Annotated in this window: 16 protein-coding genes and 2 tRNA genes; 10 read left to right on the top strand and 8 right to left on the bottom strand. The window is 32.2% G+C overall.

Annotated elements, in window-relative coordinates; all coding sequences use genetic code 11:
- Window positions 1-50: 50 nt before the first annotated feature.
- Complete coding sequence (locus NMK29_RS02785; protein WP_108803395.1) at window positions 51-1,430, bottom strand: aspartyl protease family protein; 1,380 nt, start codon at window positions 1,428-1,430, stop codon at window positions 51-53.
- A 104-nt stretch (window positions 1,431-1,534) separates the two neighbouring features.
- Here NMK29_RS02785 and NMK29_RS02780 point away from each other — a divergent pair, with 104 nt between their 5' ends.
- The 4 genes from NMK29_RS02780 (at window position 1,535) to NMK29_RS02765 (ending at window position 4,767) form a co-directional block, all read left to right on the top strand.
- On the top strand, window positions 1,535-2,764 hold the full coding sequence (locus NMK29_RS02780) for a pyridoxal phosphate-dependent aminotransferase (protein WP_108803394.1): 1,230 nt from the start codon (window positions 1,535-1,537) through the stop codon (window positions 2,762-2,764).
- An 11-nt stretch (window positions 2,765-2,775) separates the two neighbouring features.
- Entirely contained in the window at window positions 2,776-3,849 is a 1,074-nt protein-coding gene (gene murB / locus NMK29_RS02775; protein ID WP_369862947.1) for a UDP-N-acetylmuramate dehydrogenase, read from the top strand.
- Window positions 3,850-3,954: 105 nt separating this feature from the next.
- The gene (locus tag NMK29_RS02770) at window positions 3,955-4,161 is read left to right on the top strand and encodes a hypothetical protein (protein ID WP_027392398.1); all 207 of its coding nucleotides are present in this window, start codon (window positions 3,955-3,957) and stop codon (window positions 4,159-4,161) included.
- 33 nt (window positions 4,162-4,194) lie between these two features.
- Complete coding sequence (locus NMK29_RS02765) at window positions 4,195-4,767, top strand: RNA polymerase sigma factor (RefSeq protein ID WP_199915043.1); 573 nt, start codon at window positions 4,195-4,197, stop codon at window positions 4,765-4,767.
- Window positions 4,768-4,823: 56 nt separating this feature from the next.
- On the opposite strand, the gene NMK29_RS02760 is transcribed toward NMK29_RS02765, so the two are convergent.
- Entirely contained in the window at window positions 4,824-5,057 is a 234-nt protein-coding gene (locus tag NMK29_RS02760) for a hypothetical protein (RefSeq protein ID WP_027392400.1), read from the bottom strand.
- 576 nt (window positions 5,058-5,633) lie between these two features.
- Here NMK29_RS02760 and lipA point away from each other — a divergent pair.
- The 3 genes from lipA to NMK29_RS02745 all read left to right on the top strand — a co-directional run bounded on the left by lipA (window position 5,634) and on the right by NMK29_RS02745 (window position 9,784).
- Entirely contained in the window at window positions 5,634-6,506 is an 873-nt protein-coding gene (gene lipA, locus NMK29_RS02755; protein ID WP_108803391.1) for a lipoyl synthase, read from the top strand.
- 22 nt (window positions 6,507-6,528) lie between these two features.
- Window positions 6,529-7,533 carry a type I glyceraldehyde-3-phosphate dehydrogenase gene (gene gap, locus NMK29_RS02750; RefSeq protein WP_108803390.1) on the top strand — a complete coding sequence of 335 codons (1,005 nt, stop codon included), beginning with the start codon at window positions 6,529-6,531 and terminating at the stop codon, window positions 7,531-7,533.
- An 82-nt stretch (window positions 7,534-7,615) separates the two neighbouring features.
- Window positions 7,616-9,784: a response regulator gene (locus tag NMK29_RS02745; RefSeq protein WP_108803389.1), complete on the top strand. Its 2,169-nt coding sequence runs from the start codon at window positions 7,616-7,618 to the stop codon at window positions 9,782-9,784.
- Window positions 9,785-9,887: 103 nt separating this feature from the next.
- On the opposite strand, the gene lpxK is transcribed toward NMK29_RS02745, so the two are convergent.
- Window positions 9,888-10,895, bottom strand: coding sequence for a tetraacyldisaccharide 4'-kinase (gene lpxK / locus NMK29_RS02740; protein WP_108803387.1), 1,008 nt, complete (start codon window positions 10,893-10,895; stop codon window positions 9,888-9,890).
- Window positions 10,896-11,005: 110 nt separating this feature from the next.
- On the opposite strand from lpxK, the gene NMK29_RS02735 reads away from it, so the two are divergent.
- From NMK29_RS02735 to NMK29_RS02725, 3 genes are all read left to right on the top strand, one after another.
- A complete protein-coding gene (locus NMK29_RS02735) occupies window positions 11,006-12,100 on the top strand; it encodes a Nif3-like dinuclear metal center hexameric protein (protein WP_108803385.1) in 1,095 nt (364 codons plus the stop codon).
- Window positions 12,101-12,103: 3 nt separating this feature from the next.
- Window positions 12,104-12,883 carry a zinc ribbon domain-containing protein gene (locus NMK29_RS02730; RefSeq protein WP_027392406.1) on the top strand — a complete coding sequence of 260 codons (780 nt, stop codon included), beginning with the start codon at window positions 12,104-12,106 and terminating at the stop codon, window positions 12,881-12,883.
- A gap of 76 nt (window positions 12,884-12,959) precedes the next feature.
- Window positions 12,960-14,201 (top strand): glycosyltransferase, encoded by a 1,242-nt coding sequence (locus tag NMK29_RS02725; RefSeq protein ID WP_108803383.1) that lies wholly within the window; start codon window positions 12,960-12,962, stop codon window positions 14,199-14,201.
- Here NMK29_RS02725 and NMK29_RS02720 read toward each other — a convergent pair.
- The 5 genes from NMK29_RS02720 to proS all read right to left on the bottom strand — a co-directional run bounded on the left by NMK29_RS02720 (window position 14,198) and on the right by proS (window position 16,953).
- Entirely contained in the window at window positions 14,198-14,761 is a 564-nt protein-coding gene (locus NMK29_RS02720; RefSeq protein ID WP_108803381.1) for a hypothetical protein, read from the bottom strand. The two genes, NMK29_RS02725 and NMK29_RS02720, sit on opposite strands and share 4 nt — an antisense overlap.
- Before the next feature lie 139 nt (window positions 14,762-14,900).
- Window positions 14,901-15,149, bottom strand: coding sequence for a 30S ribosomal protein S20 (gene rpsT, locus NMK29_RS02715; RefSeq protein WP_027392409.1), 249 nt, complete (start codon window positions 15,147-15,149; stop codon window positions 14,901-14,903).
- A gap of 35 nt (window positions 15,150-15,184) precedes the next feature.
- A tRNA-Glu gene (locus NMK29_RS02710) sits at window positions 15,185-15,256 on the bottom strand.
- Between the two features lie 67 nt (window positions 15,257-15,323).
- Window positions 15,324-15,395, bottom strand: a tRNA-Glu gene (locus tag NMK29_RS02705).
- A gap of 79 nt (window positions 15,396-15,474) precedes the next feature.
- Window positions 15,475-16,953: a proline--tRNA ligase gene (proS, locus tag NMK29_RS02700; protein WP_108803379.1), complete on the bottom strand. Its 1,479-nt coding sequence runs from the start codon at window positions 16,951-16,953 to the stop codon at window positions 15,475-15,477.
- Window positions 16,954-17,043 lie beyond the last annotated feature (90 nt).

The following is a 17,043-nucleotide window of genomic DNA, read 5'->3' as shown; positions in this document are numbered from 1 at the left end:
GAATTAACATATTAAAAAAAGGTTTTACGACTTATTCGTAAAACCTTTTTTTATATCACTTTTTTAAGATAAAAGGTAAATTTAATGACCACTCCCAATCTCTCTACCTTAATTGTAATTTTTTTTCCCTCTTCTGAATAAAACAAATCATTCATATCAGAGAGCTTGTACAAATGTGATGCTCTACCATTAACTTCTAAGACCTTATCGCCTTTTAACAATCCAGCTATCGCAGCAGGAGAATCAGGTCTAACTTCGGTAATCTTATATTCAGGCTGTAATGAGTATACAAAAGAACTTGCATCCGCTTTAAATACATTTATTGAAATCTTACCATCATCTTTTGTCACAAAATCTAAAGAAGGACGAGAAGGACTTCTACGGATATTATAATCCTTTAAAACCCTTACACCACTATGTTGAATTGTAAGCCCACTCATATTATAATGAAATGGCTTATCGAAAAAACTATTTTTCTTGTAAGTTATCTTCTTATTAGGATAATCAATAATCATATTGAATCTTTTTAAAACACTACCACCAATAGAACCTTGACGTGATTTTAACGAAATTCCCTGTATATAAAGAGAATCCGGAAAGGAAGCTGTTATTTCTTTTATCTCGAAATCTCCAATAGCCAAACCTTTTACTTTTGTTTTCTTTCCATATATCTCTCCATTAAATCCTGTACCCAGAAAATCATCAAAAGAATCACTTGGAGCATTAAGGTTAATTTCTGAGTTTTCGAAAAGCCATAATGCAGAACTAGATCCTGAATCCAGCAAAAGATTAACATCTAAATACCCAGTACTTGTTTTATACTTAGCCTTAATCAATGGTCTTTTCCTACCATTACTTAGATCTAAATCAGTTTGATAACATTTTCTACATTTCTTATAGGTATATGATTCTGGATCATAGATTTTTATATACTCTTTTGTGTAATTAATATTAAGAATAAATTTTTTAAAAAAATCATATCCGATTATACCATGAATCGGAAAACCCATTAGAGGAGAAAAGTTCATAGACTCGTCAAAAATCATATAAACTGTATGATCATCACTATACGTTTCTCCTATTTTTAATAAATTATTGGTAGATTTAATGGCTTCTGCAGGGGCTTCATTTCCTAAACCTCTAAGATAAATTTTAGAAGCATTTTTTAATTCTAAAGATTCCCTTTTATCAATACTAAATAAAATAGTTGACCCTACTCCTGTATCTAAAATAAAAGACAGCTTAACTCCGTTGAGCTCAACAGGGATGATAATAAGGTTATTAGCTAGTTCAAATTTAATCTTATCACTAGTTTGACCCTGCGGTAATTTAAAACCTTCTTGAGCATTTAGTGTGAAAGAAACAAGCAAAAATAGAATTAGGGCTTTCTCTTTAAGAAAATGATAAAAATCCCAGTACAAAATCTCCATTCCAATAAATATAGAAAAATACTTGAAAATTCCTGATAATAATTAACTTAAATCCTAAATAATTTAAGAAATTTACCGCTATTTTACTTTTTAAATTAAATGGAATGCCTGTAATATCAAGTAAAGGAAAAGCGATGCCCGAATCTCCAATTCGTAAATTAGCTCCTTTTGCAGAAAAAGCGGTAAAAGAAGGAAAGCATATTTTTCATCTTAATATCGGACAACCGGACATAAAGACTCCTATAGAGGCTTTAAATGCGGTAAGAAATCATAAACTAGATGTATTAGCATATAGTCATTCCGCCGGTTTTGAAAGCTTTAGAAATAAATTAGCTGGTTATTACGCTAAACATGATATTACCATTTCATCAGATGATATTTTGGTTACTACTGGAGGAAGCGAAGCGTTAATCTTTACAATGGGTAGCATTACAGATCCGGGAGACGAAATTATCGTCCCTGAACCATTCTATGCTAATTACTATAGTTTTTCTACACAATCAACGGTAACTGTTGTTCCTGTAATTTCTCAGATTGATACTGGTTTTGCACTACCTCCAATAAAAGATTTTGAAAAACTTATTACACCAAAAACAAAAGCTATACTTATATGTAACCCAGGGAATCCAACAGGATACCTTTATAGTAAGGAGGAAATAAAACAACTTGCAGATCTAGCAATAAAATATGATTTATTTTTAATTTCTGACGAGGTGTATAGAGAGTTTGTATATGATGACTCAGAACATTACTCGATTTTACAAGAAAAAATTCTTGATGATCACGCTATAGTAGTTGATTCCGTTTCTAAGCGTTACAGTATGTGTGGAGCGCGAATAGGTTGTATGGTCAGCAAAAACAAAAGTGTTATGGAAACCGCGATGAAATTTGCACAAGCAAGATTAAGCCCTCCCACTTTTGCTCAAATCGCCAGTGAAGCTGCGCTAGAAGCTCCAGAATCATATTACACTGAAACTGTAGCTAAATATAAAATCAGAAGAGACACTCTTGTTGACGGACTTAGACAGATCCCAGGTGTTAAAGTAGCAACACCAAACGGTGCATTTTATTGTATTGCAGAATTACCAATAGAAGATGCAGATCATTTTACTAAATGGCTTTTAGATGAATTTCATGTAAATAACGAAACCGTTATGCTTGCTCCAGCTGCTGGTTTTTACTCTAGTCCAAATGAAGGATTAAACCAAGTTAGAATTGCATATGTTCTAAATAGAAGAGATTTAAAAAAGGCGATTAATATATTGAAACTGGCTTTAGCAAAATATACTGATCAAAAATCTTTTAGCATCATCAAAGAGAAAGTTAGCCTATAAAATGATAAAAAATCATATATTCCACTTTCAAAATAAGTAGAAAATCCTGTGCAACCAAAACCATATCCTTTTTGAAAATAGAACAAAACAAATCTCTTAAAAAATATAATACATTCGGTATTGATGTAAAAGCTACAGAATTTATAAAAATCAATTCTGAAAAAGAACTTGTAGAGACGCTTTCTATTCATAAGAATAAGGACATTTTTATTCTCAGCGGAGGAAGCAATATGCTCCTAACTAAAGACTTGAAATCCTTAGTATTACATATTGCGATAAAAGGCATAAGTACTGCTGCACAATCAGATAATCATGTATTAGTTTCTGCTTCTGCAGGAGAGAATTGGCATGATTTTGTTCAATATTGTATTAATAACGATTATGGAGGTTTAGAAAACCTTTCATTAATCCCGGGATATGCAGGTAGTGCTCCCATACAGAATATTGGGGCATATGGAGTAGAACTAAAAGATAGTTTTGTTAGTTGCGAAACGATAAATTTAACTACTGGAAAAAAAAGAATTTTTAATAAAGAGCAATGTAGTTTCGGATATCGAAATTCTATTTTCAAAAGCGAATTAAAAGGAAAGTATGTAATTACCAAAGTTACCTTTAAATTATCTACAAAAGAACACAGCCTAAACACCAGTTATGGTGCAATAGAAAATGCTCTAAAAGAAAAAAACATTAATACCCCTACTATTAAAGATGTTTCCGAAGCAGTAATCACTATTCGAAAAAGCAAATTGCCTGACCCCGCTATTATAGGAAATAGTGGAAGTTTTTTTAAAAACCCAGTAATTTCGATAAGTGCTTTTAGGAGTTTACAAAAATCATACGCAGACATCCCACACTACCAAATAGACGAACAAAATATAAAAGTCCCAGCAGGATGGCTAATAGAACAATCAGGATTTAAAGGGAAACGATGGGGAGATGCTGGAGTACACGACAAACAAGCCTTAGTATTGGTAAACCACAATAATGCGAATGGACAAGAAATCTTAGAACTTTCTATAAAAATAAAGAACACTATTAGAGAAAAATTTGGTATTTCATTAGAAACAGAAGTAAACATAATTTAAGTAATGGTTATTTTTAACCTTATGACGTATGTAATTTTTTTGAAATCATATTTTCAGGTAGTTTTTCTTCGTATCTTTGCATAAGAATTTTGAGAGAATAATATTATGAAATTGGTACTACTTACAGTAGCTCTTCTTTTAGCTGCTTTTGCAGGAATTGCAATAAAACTATGGGCTAAAAAAGACGGAAAATTTGCCGGAACTTGTGCAAGTCAAAGTCCTTTTTTAAACAAAGAAGGTGAGTCTTGTTCTATGTGTGGAAAAACTCCTGATCAATACGCTAACTGTAATGAAACAGGACATTCTAAGTAATTTTTAAAAATACTTTCGTTCAAAAGCACTTCATTGGAAAAAGAATCTTTAACTCTTTCAGATCACATTACAAAAGCTAAAGAAGGCAAACAGGCATCTTTTAATTATTTATTAGATACTTTTTGGAACGATGTTTTTAATTTTCAATTAAAACGGACTCAAAACGAATATGAATCAGAAGATATTACTATCCAAAGTTTCTCTAAAGCATTTGATAAAATAGACACTTTTAAAGAGGAATACAATTTTAAAACTTGGATAATTCAAATTTCCAAAAATATCCATATAGATCTTTTACGAAAAAAAAATGCCTCCATACGTTCTAAAACCACTAGAGAAGTAGATGATGTGGTGTATAAGATCATTGATGACACTCCTACTCCAGAAGACAAATTAATCACAGAACAAAACCTTGCACAATTACTTAGATATATTAAACAACTAAAACCACACTATCAAGAAGTGATCAATTTAAGGTACTTTCAAGAATTAAGTTATAAAGAAATTTCAGAAGTTCTGGATGAGCCAATGAATAATGTTAAGGTAAAACTGCTAAGGGCAAGAAAACTTCTCTCTGAAATAATAACAAATAAAAAAGAGAAATAATTAAGTTTATAAAACCAATCATTCCTCTTTCATTTGCTACAAATAAATCACTTGTATTATCTGAGACTAAAAGTCGCTATTCTTTTTAACACTTCGTGTAAAGGATTAATCCACTTATCATTTATTTTCTTATCATACTTGATAAACTTTTGGACCAGTCCTTTCGGCGCAGATATTTCTTTTTCAATTCCGGTTATATTAATAAAATTTTGATTATTAATTAACCACTTTTCAACTCTCTTTCTGTTTTTCTGTAATTGTTTCTGTTGTTCTAATTCTTCTTTTGACATTTTTAATTGGTTTTTTAACTTTTTTTTAATGAATAAAAAATGGGGTTAAGCTAATTTTAACCATGATTTAAAGTATAATACTATAAATTATGTGTTTCAAAAATAGGAAAAGAAATTTTATTAATCCATAAAAACCTTATTAAAATTACGGTTTTACCATAATTTTAATAAGAAAAAATCCCTAAAGACATATCAAATAGAACGTTTTAGTCAAATCAACAATCTGATTATCAGTATTTAAAAATAATTTTCGTAAGTATTTTTTTCAACATCTATTTAATAAAAAATTTCTCTGTTTTTTTACCCAAAATTTCCCTTTTGAGTAATTTTCCATAATGATACTATCATTATCATATTATTAACACAAAACAAATACATAGATTTTATATTGTGTATGAGTAAATTTTATGTTAAGGATAAAATTTATTTATACACAAATTCTATACTAATTATTTACAGTAATATCTACTTCAGAACATTTCCAAATAGAATACTTAATCAGAAACTCTTAAGAATATTGAAAACTATATTTTAATATAAGCTTTCTTCGTATTTTTGCATAAAACATTGCTAAGTATGAATAATGATGTTGCTTCAGTAGCTCCTCCTAAGGGAAAACCAAAATGGCTACGAGTAAAATTACCTACTGGAAAAAAATACACAGAACTTAGAGGTTTAGTTGACAAATACAACTTACATACCATATGTACTTCTGGTAGCTGCCCAAACATGGGTGAATGTTGGAGTGAAGGGACTGCTACATTTATGATACTTGGTAACACTTGTACTCGTTCTTGTGGTTTTTGTGGTGTAAAAACAGGAAGACCAGAAACAGTAGATTGGGAAGAACCCGAGAAAGTGGCTCGTTCTATTAAGATCATGAATATAAAGCATGCTGTAATAACTTCTGTAGATAGAGATGATTTAGCAGACGGAGGATCAATTATATGGGCAGAAACAATCCAAGCCATTCGTAGAATGAATCCCGAAACTACCTTAGAAACTTTAATCCCAGATTTTCAAGGAAAAACAAAAAACATAGATCGTATTGTTGCTGTTAAACCAGAAGTAGTTTCTCATAATATGGAAACTGTAAAAAGACTTACTAGAGAGGTTCGCATACAAGCTAAATATGAACAAAGTCTTCAGGTTCTAAAATATCTTAAAGACAATGGTATTAAACGCACTAAAAGTGGTATCATGCTTGGACTTGGAGAAACAGAAGAAGAAGTCATACAAGTTTTAAAAGATCTGAGATCAGTGGACTTAGACATTGTTACTATTGGACAATATTTGCAACCTAGCAAAAAACATTTACCTGTAAAGCAATTCATTACTCCAGATCAATTTAAAAAATATGAAGAGATTGGACTAAAAATGGGATTTAGACATGTAGAAAGCGGAGCATTAGTTAGATCTTCTTACAAGGCGCAAAAGCATCTGACCTAATATTTTTTGAAGAAATTATTTAATGAATACACCTATTAGAGTAGCCATCAATGGTTTTGGAAGAATTGGACGAAATCTTTTTAGATTATTGATTGACAATTCGGATATCGAAGTTGTTGCTATTAATGATCTTGCAGATACTAGAACATTAAGTCACTTACTTAAATATGATAGCATCCACGGAGTATTAGCACAGAATATTTCATATACTGAAGATCATATAATAATTGGAGATAAATCGATCCCGTTATTAAACAGAAAAAATCTTATAGAATGTAATTGGAAAAATTATGATGTGGACATCGTAGTTGAAGCCACAGGAAAATTTAAAACAAGAAAAGCTACTCTAGATCATATAAAAGCTGGAGCTAAAAAAGTAATACTCTCCGCCCCTCCACTTGAAGATTCTATAAAAACTATTGTTCTAGGAGTAAATGATCATATCCTTGATGGAAATGAAACAATAATTTCCAATGCCTCTTGTACAACTAACAATGCCGCTCCTATGATCAAAGTCATCGACGAGCTTTGCGGAATAGAACAAGCGTACATCACAACAATTCATAGTTACACCACCGATCAAAGCTTACACGATCAACCCCACAGAGATTTAAGGCGTGCTAGAGCTGCCAGTCAATCCATAGTTCCGACCACCACAGGAGCTGCTAAAGCATTAACAAAAATTTTTCCTGAATTAAGTAGTGTTATCGGTGGATGTGGAATTAGAGTTCCCGTTCCAGACGGATCACTTACTGACATTACATTTAATGTAAAAAAAGAAACTTCAATCAAAGAAATCAATCAAGCTTTTAAAAAAGCTTCAGAATCGCATTTAAGAGGAATTTTATCATACACCGAAGATCCTATTGTATCTGTGGACATAATAGGAAACCCACATTCTTGCGTTTTTGATTCTCTTATGACTTCTGTTATTGGAAAAATGGTAAAAATCATAGGCTGGTATGATAATGAAATAGGATATAGCAACAGAATAATCGATTTAATTGTCAACATTTGTAAGAAATAACTATATTAGTTGAGTTATTTCGAGGAAAATGCCAACCCAAATCAAAAATTTTATAATCATATTCATAATCGGATGTAACTTCATGGCGTATTCGCAAATTGAAGATACAAAGGATAGTACTAAGGTAAAAGATGCCATCGAAAACTACCTTATTAAGGCTTCCGAAGCTATCAACACAGCTAGACTATCTAACGCCTTACACAATATTACACAAGCAAAAGAACTAGCAGTAGCAAATCAGGACAAGACTTATAGAGCAAAAGTTAGTAGAATTTTAGCAGAACTATATTTAGAACTTGGTGATCTTAATAGCGCCAAAGAACAAATAACAAAAGCCATAAAAATCCAAAACGAGGAACAAAATGAAATTGCCCTCGCTAACTCATATAATGTTTGCGGATCAATTCACACAAAGCTTAAAGATTTTAAAAACGCAGAAAAACACTTACAAATTGCGTCTTCACTCGTTGAAAAAAATAATTTAGAAACTTTAGAAGGTCCTGTCAAAATTAATATTGGACTTCTGGCCCTTGAGATGAATGATCCAGAAGAAGCAATTATACATTTTAATAAAGGGTTACCTAAAATAGAATCTCTAGGACAATCTTACTATAAAGCTAAATTATACACAAACAAAGCCAAAGCTCAAATGGTCTTAGGTTCCCTTGATGAAGCAATTGCTACGAATGATTTAGCTATGCAAATTGGAACTGAAATGGGATATTCCGAAATACAGTCGGAAAGTTTTGAGTTATATAGCAAAATCTATGAAAAGAAAGAAGATTTCAAAACTTCTCTAATAAATCTAAGATTTCATCAACAATTTAAAGACTCTTTATTTAACATCAATAAAGAAATAATTGCGCAAGAAGCAAGAGCTAAACTAAATATAGGTGATGACAAAGTAAAGATTGAAGAACTTACGGAAGAGAATAAGCAACAGCAGAAATCATTAAAGCTAGGAAGACTTACCACTATATTAAGTATCGCACTAATAACAATACTATCGTTACTTACACTTTCTCTATACAAAAACAACAACCTCCGAGCAAGAGCAAATGAGCTTCTACAAAACAAAAACACTGAACTTATTTTAGCAAAAGAAAATGCGGAAAGAGCAAGTGAAGCCAAAGTACAATTCTTATCCACAATAACACACGAACTTAGAACACCACTATATGCTGTAACTGGATTAACACATTTATTACTAGAAGAAAGCCCAACTCCCAATCAAAAAGAACATCTTAATTCGCTTAAGTTTTCTGGTGAATACCTACTATCCTTAATAAATAACATTTTAGATCTAAATAAACTAGAAGCAAATAAAGTAGAGATCGAAAACACTTCTTTTAATTTGCAGAAAAGAATTAATGATGTTTTAATAGCATTAGGAAAATCTGCTAAAGATAGAAATAACAAACTTCACTATGAGTTTGATAAATCGATCCCATCTAAACTTAAGGGAGATCCTCTAAAAATATCTCAAATACTAATTAATCTTATTGGTAACTCTATTAAATTTACACAAAACGGAGATATTTGGATCAAGGTTAAAATGATCAACCACATAGAAAACAAAGTTTTTCTAAATTTCGAAATTAGAGATAACGGCGTTGGTATCTCTGACAAAAAACAACAAAGTATTTTCGAAAACTTTACACAAGGATCTGTGCAAATCAACAGAAAGTTTGGAGGTACAGGTTTAGGACTATCTATCGTAAAGAACTTGCTGTCATTAATGGATAGCGAAATTAAATTAGAAAGTGAACTTGGACAAGGATCTAGATTCCATTTTGATCTGAAATTTGATGTGTTTGAAGATGTTGTTTCTAATTACCAAGAAGAAGCTAAGAAAATTGATTATAGCGTAATGATCGATAAAAAGGTCTTAGTGGTAGAAGACAATAAAATCAACCAACTTATAACAAGAAAAATACTAGAGAAAAACAAAATGATATGTGATGTTGCTGATAATGGAGATATCGCAATCAATAAAACAAAAAATAATGAATTTGACTTAATTCTTATGGACATACACATGCCAGGAATAAGTGGAATTGAAGCAACAAAGCAAATTAGAGAGTTTAATACAGAAATACCTATTGTAGCATTAACAGCAGTAACACTAGATGATAATCTAGATGAGTTTTATAATAATGGCTTCAATGATATTATCCCCAAACCTTATAAGACAGAAGAGTTTTTTACGAAATTACACAAAGCATTATCAAAAAAAACAATAAGTTCATAGTTTGGCACACCTATTGATAATTATCTAACTCAAAACAATGAGGAGCATTTTTTATTTGTTTGAGTTAGCCAAAATACACAAAATGAGGTCTTATTTTAAGACCTCATTTTTTTATATACTTTAATAGTTGGTTATCAAAGACATTCTGATTATCAATAAATTTCATTTCTATTGGCTGATACCATAGCTTTTCTTCTGAAAAACTAGGAGCCAATCGCATATAATCTTTCTCGGTAGTAACTATACAACTATGATTTTTTAATTGATCAAGCTCAATTTCCGTAAAATTGTGATGATCTGGATAATTAATATGCGTAAAATTTAAACCTAAAGAAGAATAATACTCTAATAAAGGTTTTGGGTTTGCAATTCCTGTAACTAACGTAAAAGGAGTGTCTTTTAACGAAGACACCGATCGTTCTCTAGAGCTATTAATAATATCAGAACCATAGTCGATCGTAGCGAATAATAAAATCTGAGTAGATTTGATGTTCATCTTTTTTGTAATACTTTCCTTTAACTCACTACTTATTGTAGTCGGACATTTAGTTACTATAATTATATCCGCTCGATCAGCTCCACTCCTAGGCTCTCTTAAATTCCCTGTTGGCAAAACAATGTCATCACTATACAAATCATAATAAGGAGTAAGCAAAATATAAAAACCCGCTTTTACTTTGCGATGCTGATAAGCATCATCCAACAAAATTACTTCTGGACTTATTTCTTGATTTCTTAAGTTTGATATTCCATTACGTCGATCTGCATCGACAGCAACAATAACATTCTCAAATTTAGTTTTAAATTGTAATGGCTCATCTCCTACCTCTTTAGCTGTAGAATTTATTTGAACTAACTGAAATCCTTTTGTCTCTCTTTTATACCCTCTACTCAATGTCGCCAGAATCACCTCATCCTTTAATAACTCAATGAGATATTCAACCATTGGAGATTTACCGGTACCTCCCACACTTAAGTTCCCTACTGCTATCACAGGAAAATCATAAGAAACAGATTTCTTAATTCCTAAATCATACAACTTATTGCGCAACCAGGTTACGAAATAATACACGGGAACAATCGGTAAAAGTATTTTTCTTAATAAATTCAAATGTATAAACTTACTTTTTACAATATGATAATAGCAAATGTATAAAACGAAACTTTGATTATTGACAAAAGTTTTTTTACATTCAATTTATATTTCAAAAACAGACACCAATGCAAATTAAAGAGGTTATACAACACCTTGAAGTTTTAGCTCCTATGAGTTATGCCGAAGATTTTGATAACGTAGGATTATTAGTTGGAAATAAAAACACTACAGTTACGGGCATTCTTGTAACATTAGATACTTTAGAAACGATCGTAGATGAAGCAATAGAAAAAAACTGCAACCTTATAGTAAGCTTTCATCCTATTGTTTTTAAAGGGATCAAAAAATTTAATGGCAATAATTATGTAGAACGAGTAGTCATGAAAGCTATTAAACATGATATAGCCATTTTTGCCATCCATACTGCGCTAGATAACACATACCATGGAGTAAATGATATGATATGCGAACAACTCGGATTACTAAACCGAAAAATCTTAATTCCCCAAAGTGGTAGTATTAAGAAGCTAGTAACTTTTGTACCCGAAAAAGAAGCAGACTCATTACTAACAAAATTATTCGAGGCAGGAGCAGGAACCATTGGAAACTACGAGAATTGCAGTTTTTCCTCCAATGGAATAGGAACATTTAAAGCTACTACAAATACCAACCCATCTATCGGCGAAATTGGACAAACACATCATGAAAAAGAAACCAAAATACAAATCACATTTCCAAAACACTTAGAAAGTGATATCATAAAGTCATTACACAATAATCACTCGTATGAAGAGATTGCATATGAGATTACAACTTTAGAAAACAAGAATCAACATATTGGAATGGGAATGATTGGTGAATTACCCAATGAAATAGAAGAAACAACATTCTTAAGACACATTAAAAAGATATTTAAAACAGGTTGTGTAAGACATTCCTCTTTATTAGGTAAGCCAATAAAAAAAGTTGCTGTACTAGGAGGAAGCGGTAGTTTTGCCATAAAAAATGCGCAAGCAGCTGGAGCTGATATATTTATAACTGCGGATTTAAAATACCATCAGTTTTATGAAGCAGAGAACAAACTAATTCTTGCAGATATTGGTCATTATGAAAGCGAACAGTACACAAAAAACTTAATTGTTAGCTATCTTAGAAAAAAAATCAGTAATTTTGCAATCATTTTATCGGATAAAAACACCAATCCCATTCAATACATATAAAATATGGCAAAGAAAGAAGTTACTGTTGAGCAAAAATTAAGAGCATTGTATGATTTGCAATTAATTGACTCTAGAGTTGATGAGATCAGAAATGTACGTGGAGAGCTTCCATTAGAGGTAGAAGATCTTGAAGATGAAGTAGCCGGATTAAACAAAAGATTAGACAAACTCAATGCTGATCTTGAAACTATCGACGAAGGTATTAAGACCAAAAAGAACCTAATCGAAGAAGCTAAATCTTTAATCAAAAAGTACGGAGAGCAGCAAAAAAATGTACGAAACAATCGTGAGTACAACTCTCTAAGCAAAGAAATGGAGTTTCAGGAATTAGAAATTCAGTTATCTGAAAAGCATATTAAAGAGTTTAAAGCTCAAATCATTCAAAAAAACGAGATCATAGATCAAACCAAAGATCGTTTAACAGAGAGAAACAAGCACCTTACTCACAAAAAAGGAGAGCTTGATGCGATACTTGCTGAAACAGAAAAAGAAGAATTAGCTTTAATTGCTAAATCTGAAGATTTCCAAAACAATATTGAAGAAAGACTAGTTGCAGCTTACAAAAGAATAAGAAATAACGTAAAGAATGGTCTAGCTGTGGTACCTATTGAGCGTGGAGCTTCTGGAGGTTCTTTCTTTACTATTCCACCACAGGTTCAAATGGAAATTGCTTCACGAAAAAAAATCATCACAGATGAACATAGTGGACGTATCTTAGTAGACCAAGAATTAGCACAAGAAGAAAAAGAAAAAATGGAGACAATGTTTTCTAAATTGTCATAAACCAATTTTTTATATAATATTATAGCCTCAGAGATATCTGAGGCTTTTTTTATTTCTAAAAAATACAATATCAAAAATGAATAGCATCTTAATTATAGGCAATGTATGGCCAGAACCTAATTCCTCCGCTGCCGGAAGCAGAATGCTTCAGCTAATTCAACTATTCACATCGAAAGGTTTTAAAATAACTTTTGCAAGTACCGCTGCCGAAAGTGAACACATGTACGACATTAATACACTTGGTGTCACCAAAACCACCATAGCAATTAACGATAATAGTTTTGATGATTTTATAAACAACCTAAAACCTCAATTCGTTATGTTTGACAGATTCATGTCCGAAGAACAATTTGGATGGAGAGTCGCTAAACATTGCCCTAAAGCTTTAAGGATTTTAAATACAGAAGATCTTCACTGCCTAAGAAAGACAAGAGAAGAAGCTTTTAAAAAAAAGATTGACTTTACATATTCTTATTTAAAATCAAGCGATATGGCAAAAAGGGAAATTGCTAGCATTTATCGTTCTGATATCTCTTTAATTATATCAAGTAAAGAAATAGACATCTTACGAAATCAATTCAACATAAGAAAAGAACTATTACAATACCTTCCTTTTCTACTAGACCCAATTAACACTCAAACAAAAAATAACTGGAAGCCCTACAACCAAAGAAGCCACTTCATAACTATCGGAAACTTTAGACACGAACCTAACTGGAATAGTGTTTTATATTTAAAAGAAACTATCTGGCCGCTGATAAAAAAAGAACTTCCGGAAACTGAACTTCACATCTATGGAGCGTACCCACCACCAAAAGCCACTCAACTACACAATCCAAAAGAAGGATTTCATATAAAAGGGTGGACAAAAAACGCCGCAGAAGTTATGCAGCAAGCACGTATATGTATCGCCCCCATACGTTTTGGCGCAGGAATCAAAGGAAAACTATCAGAAGCAATGCTAAACGGAACACCTAGCATAACAACAACTATAGGCGCTGAAGGAATGCTCGGAGAAGACTCAGACTGGAATGGCTTTATCAAAGATAAACCAGAAGAATTTGCAAAAGCAGCCATCAAATTATACAAGAATGAAAACATATGGAATCAAGCACAACAAAATGGAATAGAAATCATCAACACTCGTTTCAAAAAAGAAGAACTTAGCAATAGACTAATTGAGCGAATCTTTAAATTAAAAGATAATTTAGAAGAGCATCGTCATCAAAATTTCATTGGCTCAATGCTGCAACATCACACCATGAAAAGCACTGAATTTATGTCTCGGTGGATTGAAGAAAAAAACAAGAACAACTAATGACCTAATAGGTTTACAAAAAACTGATCGATCCCAAAAAGTAAAAGCATTAATAAAAACACAAAACCAACTGTTTTCAGAGCACTAAACTTTAACTCATCCTCAAACTTTGTCCCATAACCTAACAGAACTCTAATCATTTCTAAAACCCTAATCCTATTAAGAAAGAGTACTAAAAACAATAAGAAAAGATAAAGCATTGCACTCGCCAATGCTCCATATGTATCAAAAAATATAGCATCAAAAACAATTATATTAATAAGAATTGGCATGAGAACAAAAACCCCAAGTAGCTTTGTTTTCTGAAACAACAACAAACAAGCCCCAATCAATTGTGAAATACCAATAAACAATATATAAGAATAGGAATACCCCATAAAAGTCCAGGCTAGATCAAACCCTCCTACTTCAGATAAAGGAATTGTAGCTATTTCCTCTGGCAAAACACCTCTTCTGTAAAACTGCCCTCCTAACAACTTACCAGATCCATATACAGTAATTAGCGTAAAAACATATCCTCTAGCAGCAAGCTCTATATAATAAGAAAATTTCGAATTCATCTGATAACTTTCTCATAAGACGATATCAAACAAATTCAGGTTACAAACAATTAATAATAAAAAAATAGATTATTGAAAACAAAAAAAGCCTCTCCACTGATGTGAAGAAGCTTAATATCTTTTAAGAATTCTCTTTTTATTAAAGAGCAGCTACGTGCTTAGCTAGTTTTGACTTTAAATTAGCTGCCTTATTATCATGTATGATATTACGCTTTGCTAATCTATCAATCATAGAAACTACAGAAGGAAACAAAGTCTCAGCTTCTTTCTTATCAGCTTCACGTAATTTTTTGATAGCATTACGTGTTGTTTTGTGCTGATATTTATTTCTAAGACGCTTAGTCTCACTATTTCTAATTCTCTTTAATGCTGACTTATGATTTGCCATCTTTTCTTTGTTAAATTTCTTTACTATAAAATTCGTAGCCCGTAGGGGAATCGAACCCCTCTTACCAGGATGAAAACCTGGCGTCCTAGCCGATAGACGAACGGGCCATTTCCTTTTTCAAGGATTGCAAATTTATAGCTTTCACTGTAAACTTGCAATTAATTTTTTAATTCGTAGCCCGTAGGGGAATCGAACCCCTCTTACCAGGATGAAAACCTGGCGTCCTAGCCGATAGACGAACGGGCCATAGTTGTTTGTCTAATTGCGGATGCAAAAATACAACTATTTTTTAATGGCGCAAGTGTTATTTTATTTTTTTCTAAAATTAATATGCTTTTGCAAATAACACCCTTACTTTAGAGGGGTTCCCGCTATATACACAACTACCATTTTCTTCTTTTGCATCAAACGGAATACATCGTATAGTGGCTTTGGTCAGTTCTTTAATCTTTTGCTCCGTTTCTGCCGTTCCATCCCAATGAGCTGATATAAAACCACCTTTATTTTCTAAAACTTCTTTAAACTCATCAAATGAAGCAACCTCGGTAATATGTTCATCCCTAAATTGAGTAGCTTTTTGATGTAAACTTTCCTGAATTTCTTTTAATAAAGACTCAATCGTGTCTACAACCTGATCCTTATCTACAAATTGTTTAGAAAGAGTATCTCGTCTTGCTAGCTCTACCGTACCTTTTTCTAGGTCTTTAGGTCCAATAGCTATTCTTAACGGAACTCCTTGAAGTTCGTATTGTGCAAATTTAGCTCCTGGCCTATGCGTATCTCTATTATCAAATTTCACAGAAATACCTTTAGATCTTAAATCATTAACTAATTCATTTGCTACCTCAGAAATTCGATTCAATTGTTCCTCTCCTTTATATATTGGAACGATAACCACCTGTATTGGAGCAAGATTAGGCGGTAAAACCAATCCATTATCATCACTATGCGTCATAATTAAAGCCCCCATCAATCTAGTAGATACACCCCAAGAAGTAGCCCATACATAATCAAGTTTTCCTTCTTTTGAAGTAAACTTAACGTCAAAAGCCTTGGCAAAATTTTGGCCTAAGAAATGTGAAGTTCCTGCCTGTAAGGCCTTCCCATCCTGCATTAATGCCTCAATACAATAAGTATCTTCAGCTCCTGCAAAACGTTCACTTTCAGTTTTTCTTCCCTTAATTACCGGAATCGCCATAAAGTCCTCAACGAAATCGGCATATACATTATTCATTTGATCAGTTTCAGCAATTGCTTCTTGTCTTGTCTCGTGAGCCGTATGCCCTTCTTGCCACAAAAACTCCGCTGTTCTTAAAAACAAACGAGTCCTCATCTCCCATCGAACAACATTTGCCCATTGATTTATTAAAATTGGTAAATCTCTATACGATTGGACCCATCCTTTATAGGTATTCCATATAATTGCCTCAGAAGTAGGTCGAACAATCAACTCTTCTTCTAATTTAGCTTTTGGATCAACTATTAATTTCGAGGTATCTTCTGGATCAGTTTTTAATCTATAATGAGTTACCACTGCACATTCTTTTGCAAACCCTTCAGCGTTTTTTTCTTCTGCTTCAAACAGACTTTTAGGAACAAAAAGAGGAAAATATGCATTTTGATGTCCAGTTTCCTTAAATTTTCTATCTAATTCCGCTTGCATTTTCTCCCAAATTGCATACCCATAGGGTTTAATTACCATACACCCTCTTACCGCCGAATTCTCCGCTAAATCAGCCTTTACGACTAATTCGTTATACCATTTAGAATAATCTTCACTACGTTTTGTTAGATTTTTGCTCATAACCTGCTATTTGGCACAAATGTTGTGACTTTGTTAAATAAAAAATAGTTAGGGCAAAACTAACTAAATTTGTATTGTTCAACAATAAAA

It is taken from the genome of Aquimarina sp. Aq107 (genome assembly GCF_943733665.1).
Taxonomy (GTDB): Bacteria; Bacteroidota; Bacteroidia; order Flavobacteriales; family Flavobacteriaceae; genus Aquimarina.
This window is presented reverse-complemented; position numbering and strand designations above follow the sequence as displayed.

What these genes read in the sequence shown, in the direction of transcription:
- NMK29_RS02785 (WP_108803395.1), bottom strand. Translation starts at nt 1,430, where the DNA reads ATGGAGATTTTGTACTGGGATTTTTATCATTTTCTTAAAGAGAAAGCC.
- NMK29_RS02780 (WP_108803394.1), top strand. Translation starts at nt 1,535, where the DNA reads ATGCCTGTAATATCAAGTAAAGGAAAAGCGATGCCCGAATCTCCAATT.
- NMK29_RS02770 (WP_027392398.1), top strand. Translation starts at nt 3,955, where the DNA reads ATGAAATTGGTACTACTTACAGTAGCTCTTCTTTTAGCTGCTTTTGCA.
- NMK29_RS02760 (WP_027392400.1), bottom strand. Translation starts at nt 5,057, where the DNA reads ATGTCAAAAGAAGAATTAGAACAACAGAAACAATTACAGAAAAACAGA.
- lipA (WP_108803391.1), top strand. Translation starts at nt 5,634, where the DNA reads ATGAATAATGATGTTGCTTCAGTAGCTCCTCCTAAGGGAAAACCAAAA.
- gap (WP_108803390.1), top strand. Translation starts at nt 6,529, where the DNA reads ATGAATACACCTATTAGAGTAGCCATCAATGGTTTTGGAAGAATTGGA.
- NMK29_RS02745 (WP_108803389.1), top strand. Translation starts at nt 7,616, where the DNA reads ATGGCGTATTCGCAAATTGAAGATACAAAGGATAGTACTAAGGTAAAA.
- NMK29_RS02735 (WP_108803385.1), top strand. Translation starts at nt 11,006, where the DNA reads ATGCAAATTAAAGAGGTTATACAACACCTTGAAGTTTTAGCTCCTATG.
- NMK29_RS02730 (WP_027392406.1), top strand. Translation starts at nt 12,104, where the DNA reads ATGGCAAAGAAAGAAGTTACTGTTGAGCAAAAATTAAGAGCATTGTAT.
- NMK29_RS02725 (WP_108803383.1), top strand. Translation starts at nt 12,960, where the DNA reads ATGAATAGCATCTTAATTATAGGCAATGTATGGCCAGAACCTAATTCC.
- NMK29_RS02720 (WP_108803381.1), bottom strand. Translation starts at nt 14,761, where the DNA reads ATGAATTCGAAATTTTCTTATTATATAGAGCTTGCTGCTAGAGGATAT.
- rpsT (WP_027392409.1), bottom strand. Translation starts at nt 15,149, where the DNA reads ATGGCAAATCATAAGTCAGCATTAAAGAGAATTAGAAATAGTGAGACT.
- proS (WP_108803379.1), bottom strand. Translation starts at nt 16,953, where the DNA reads ATGAGCAAAAATCTAACAAAACGTAGTGAAGATTATTCTAAATGGTAT.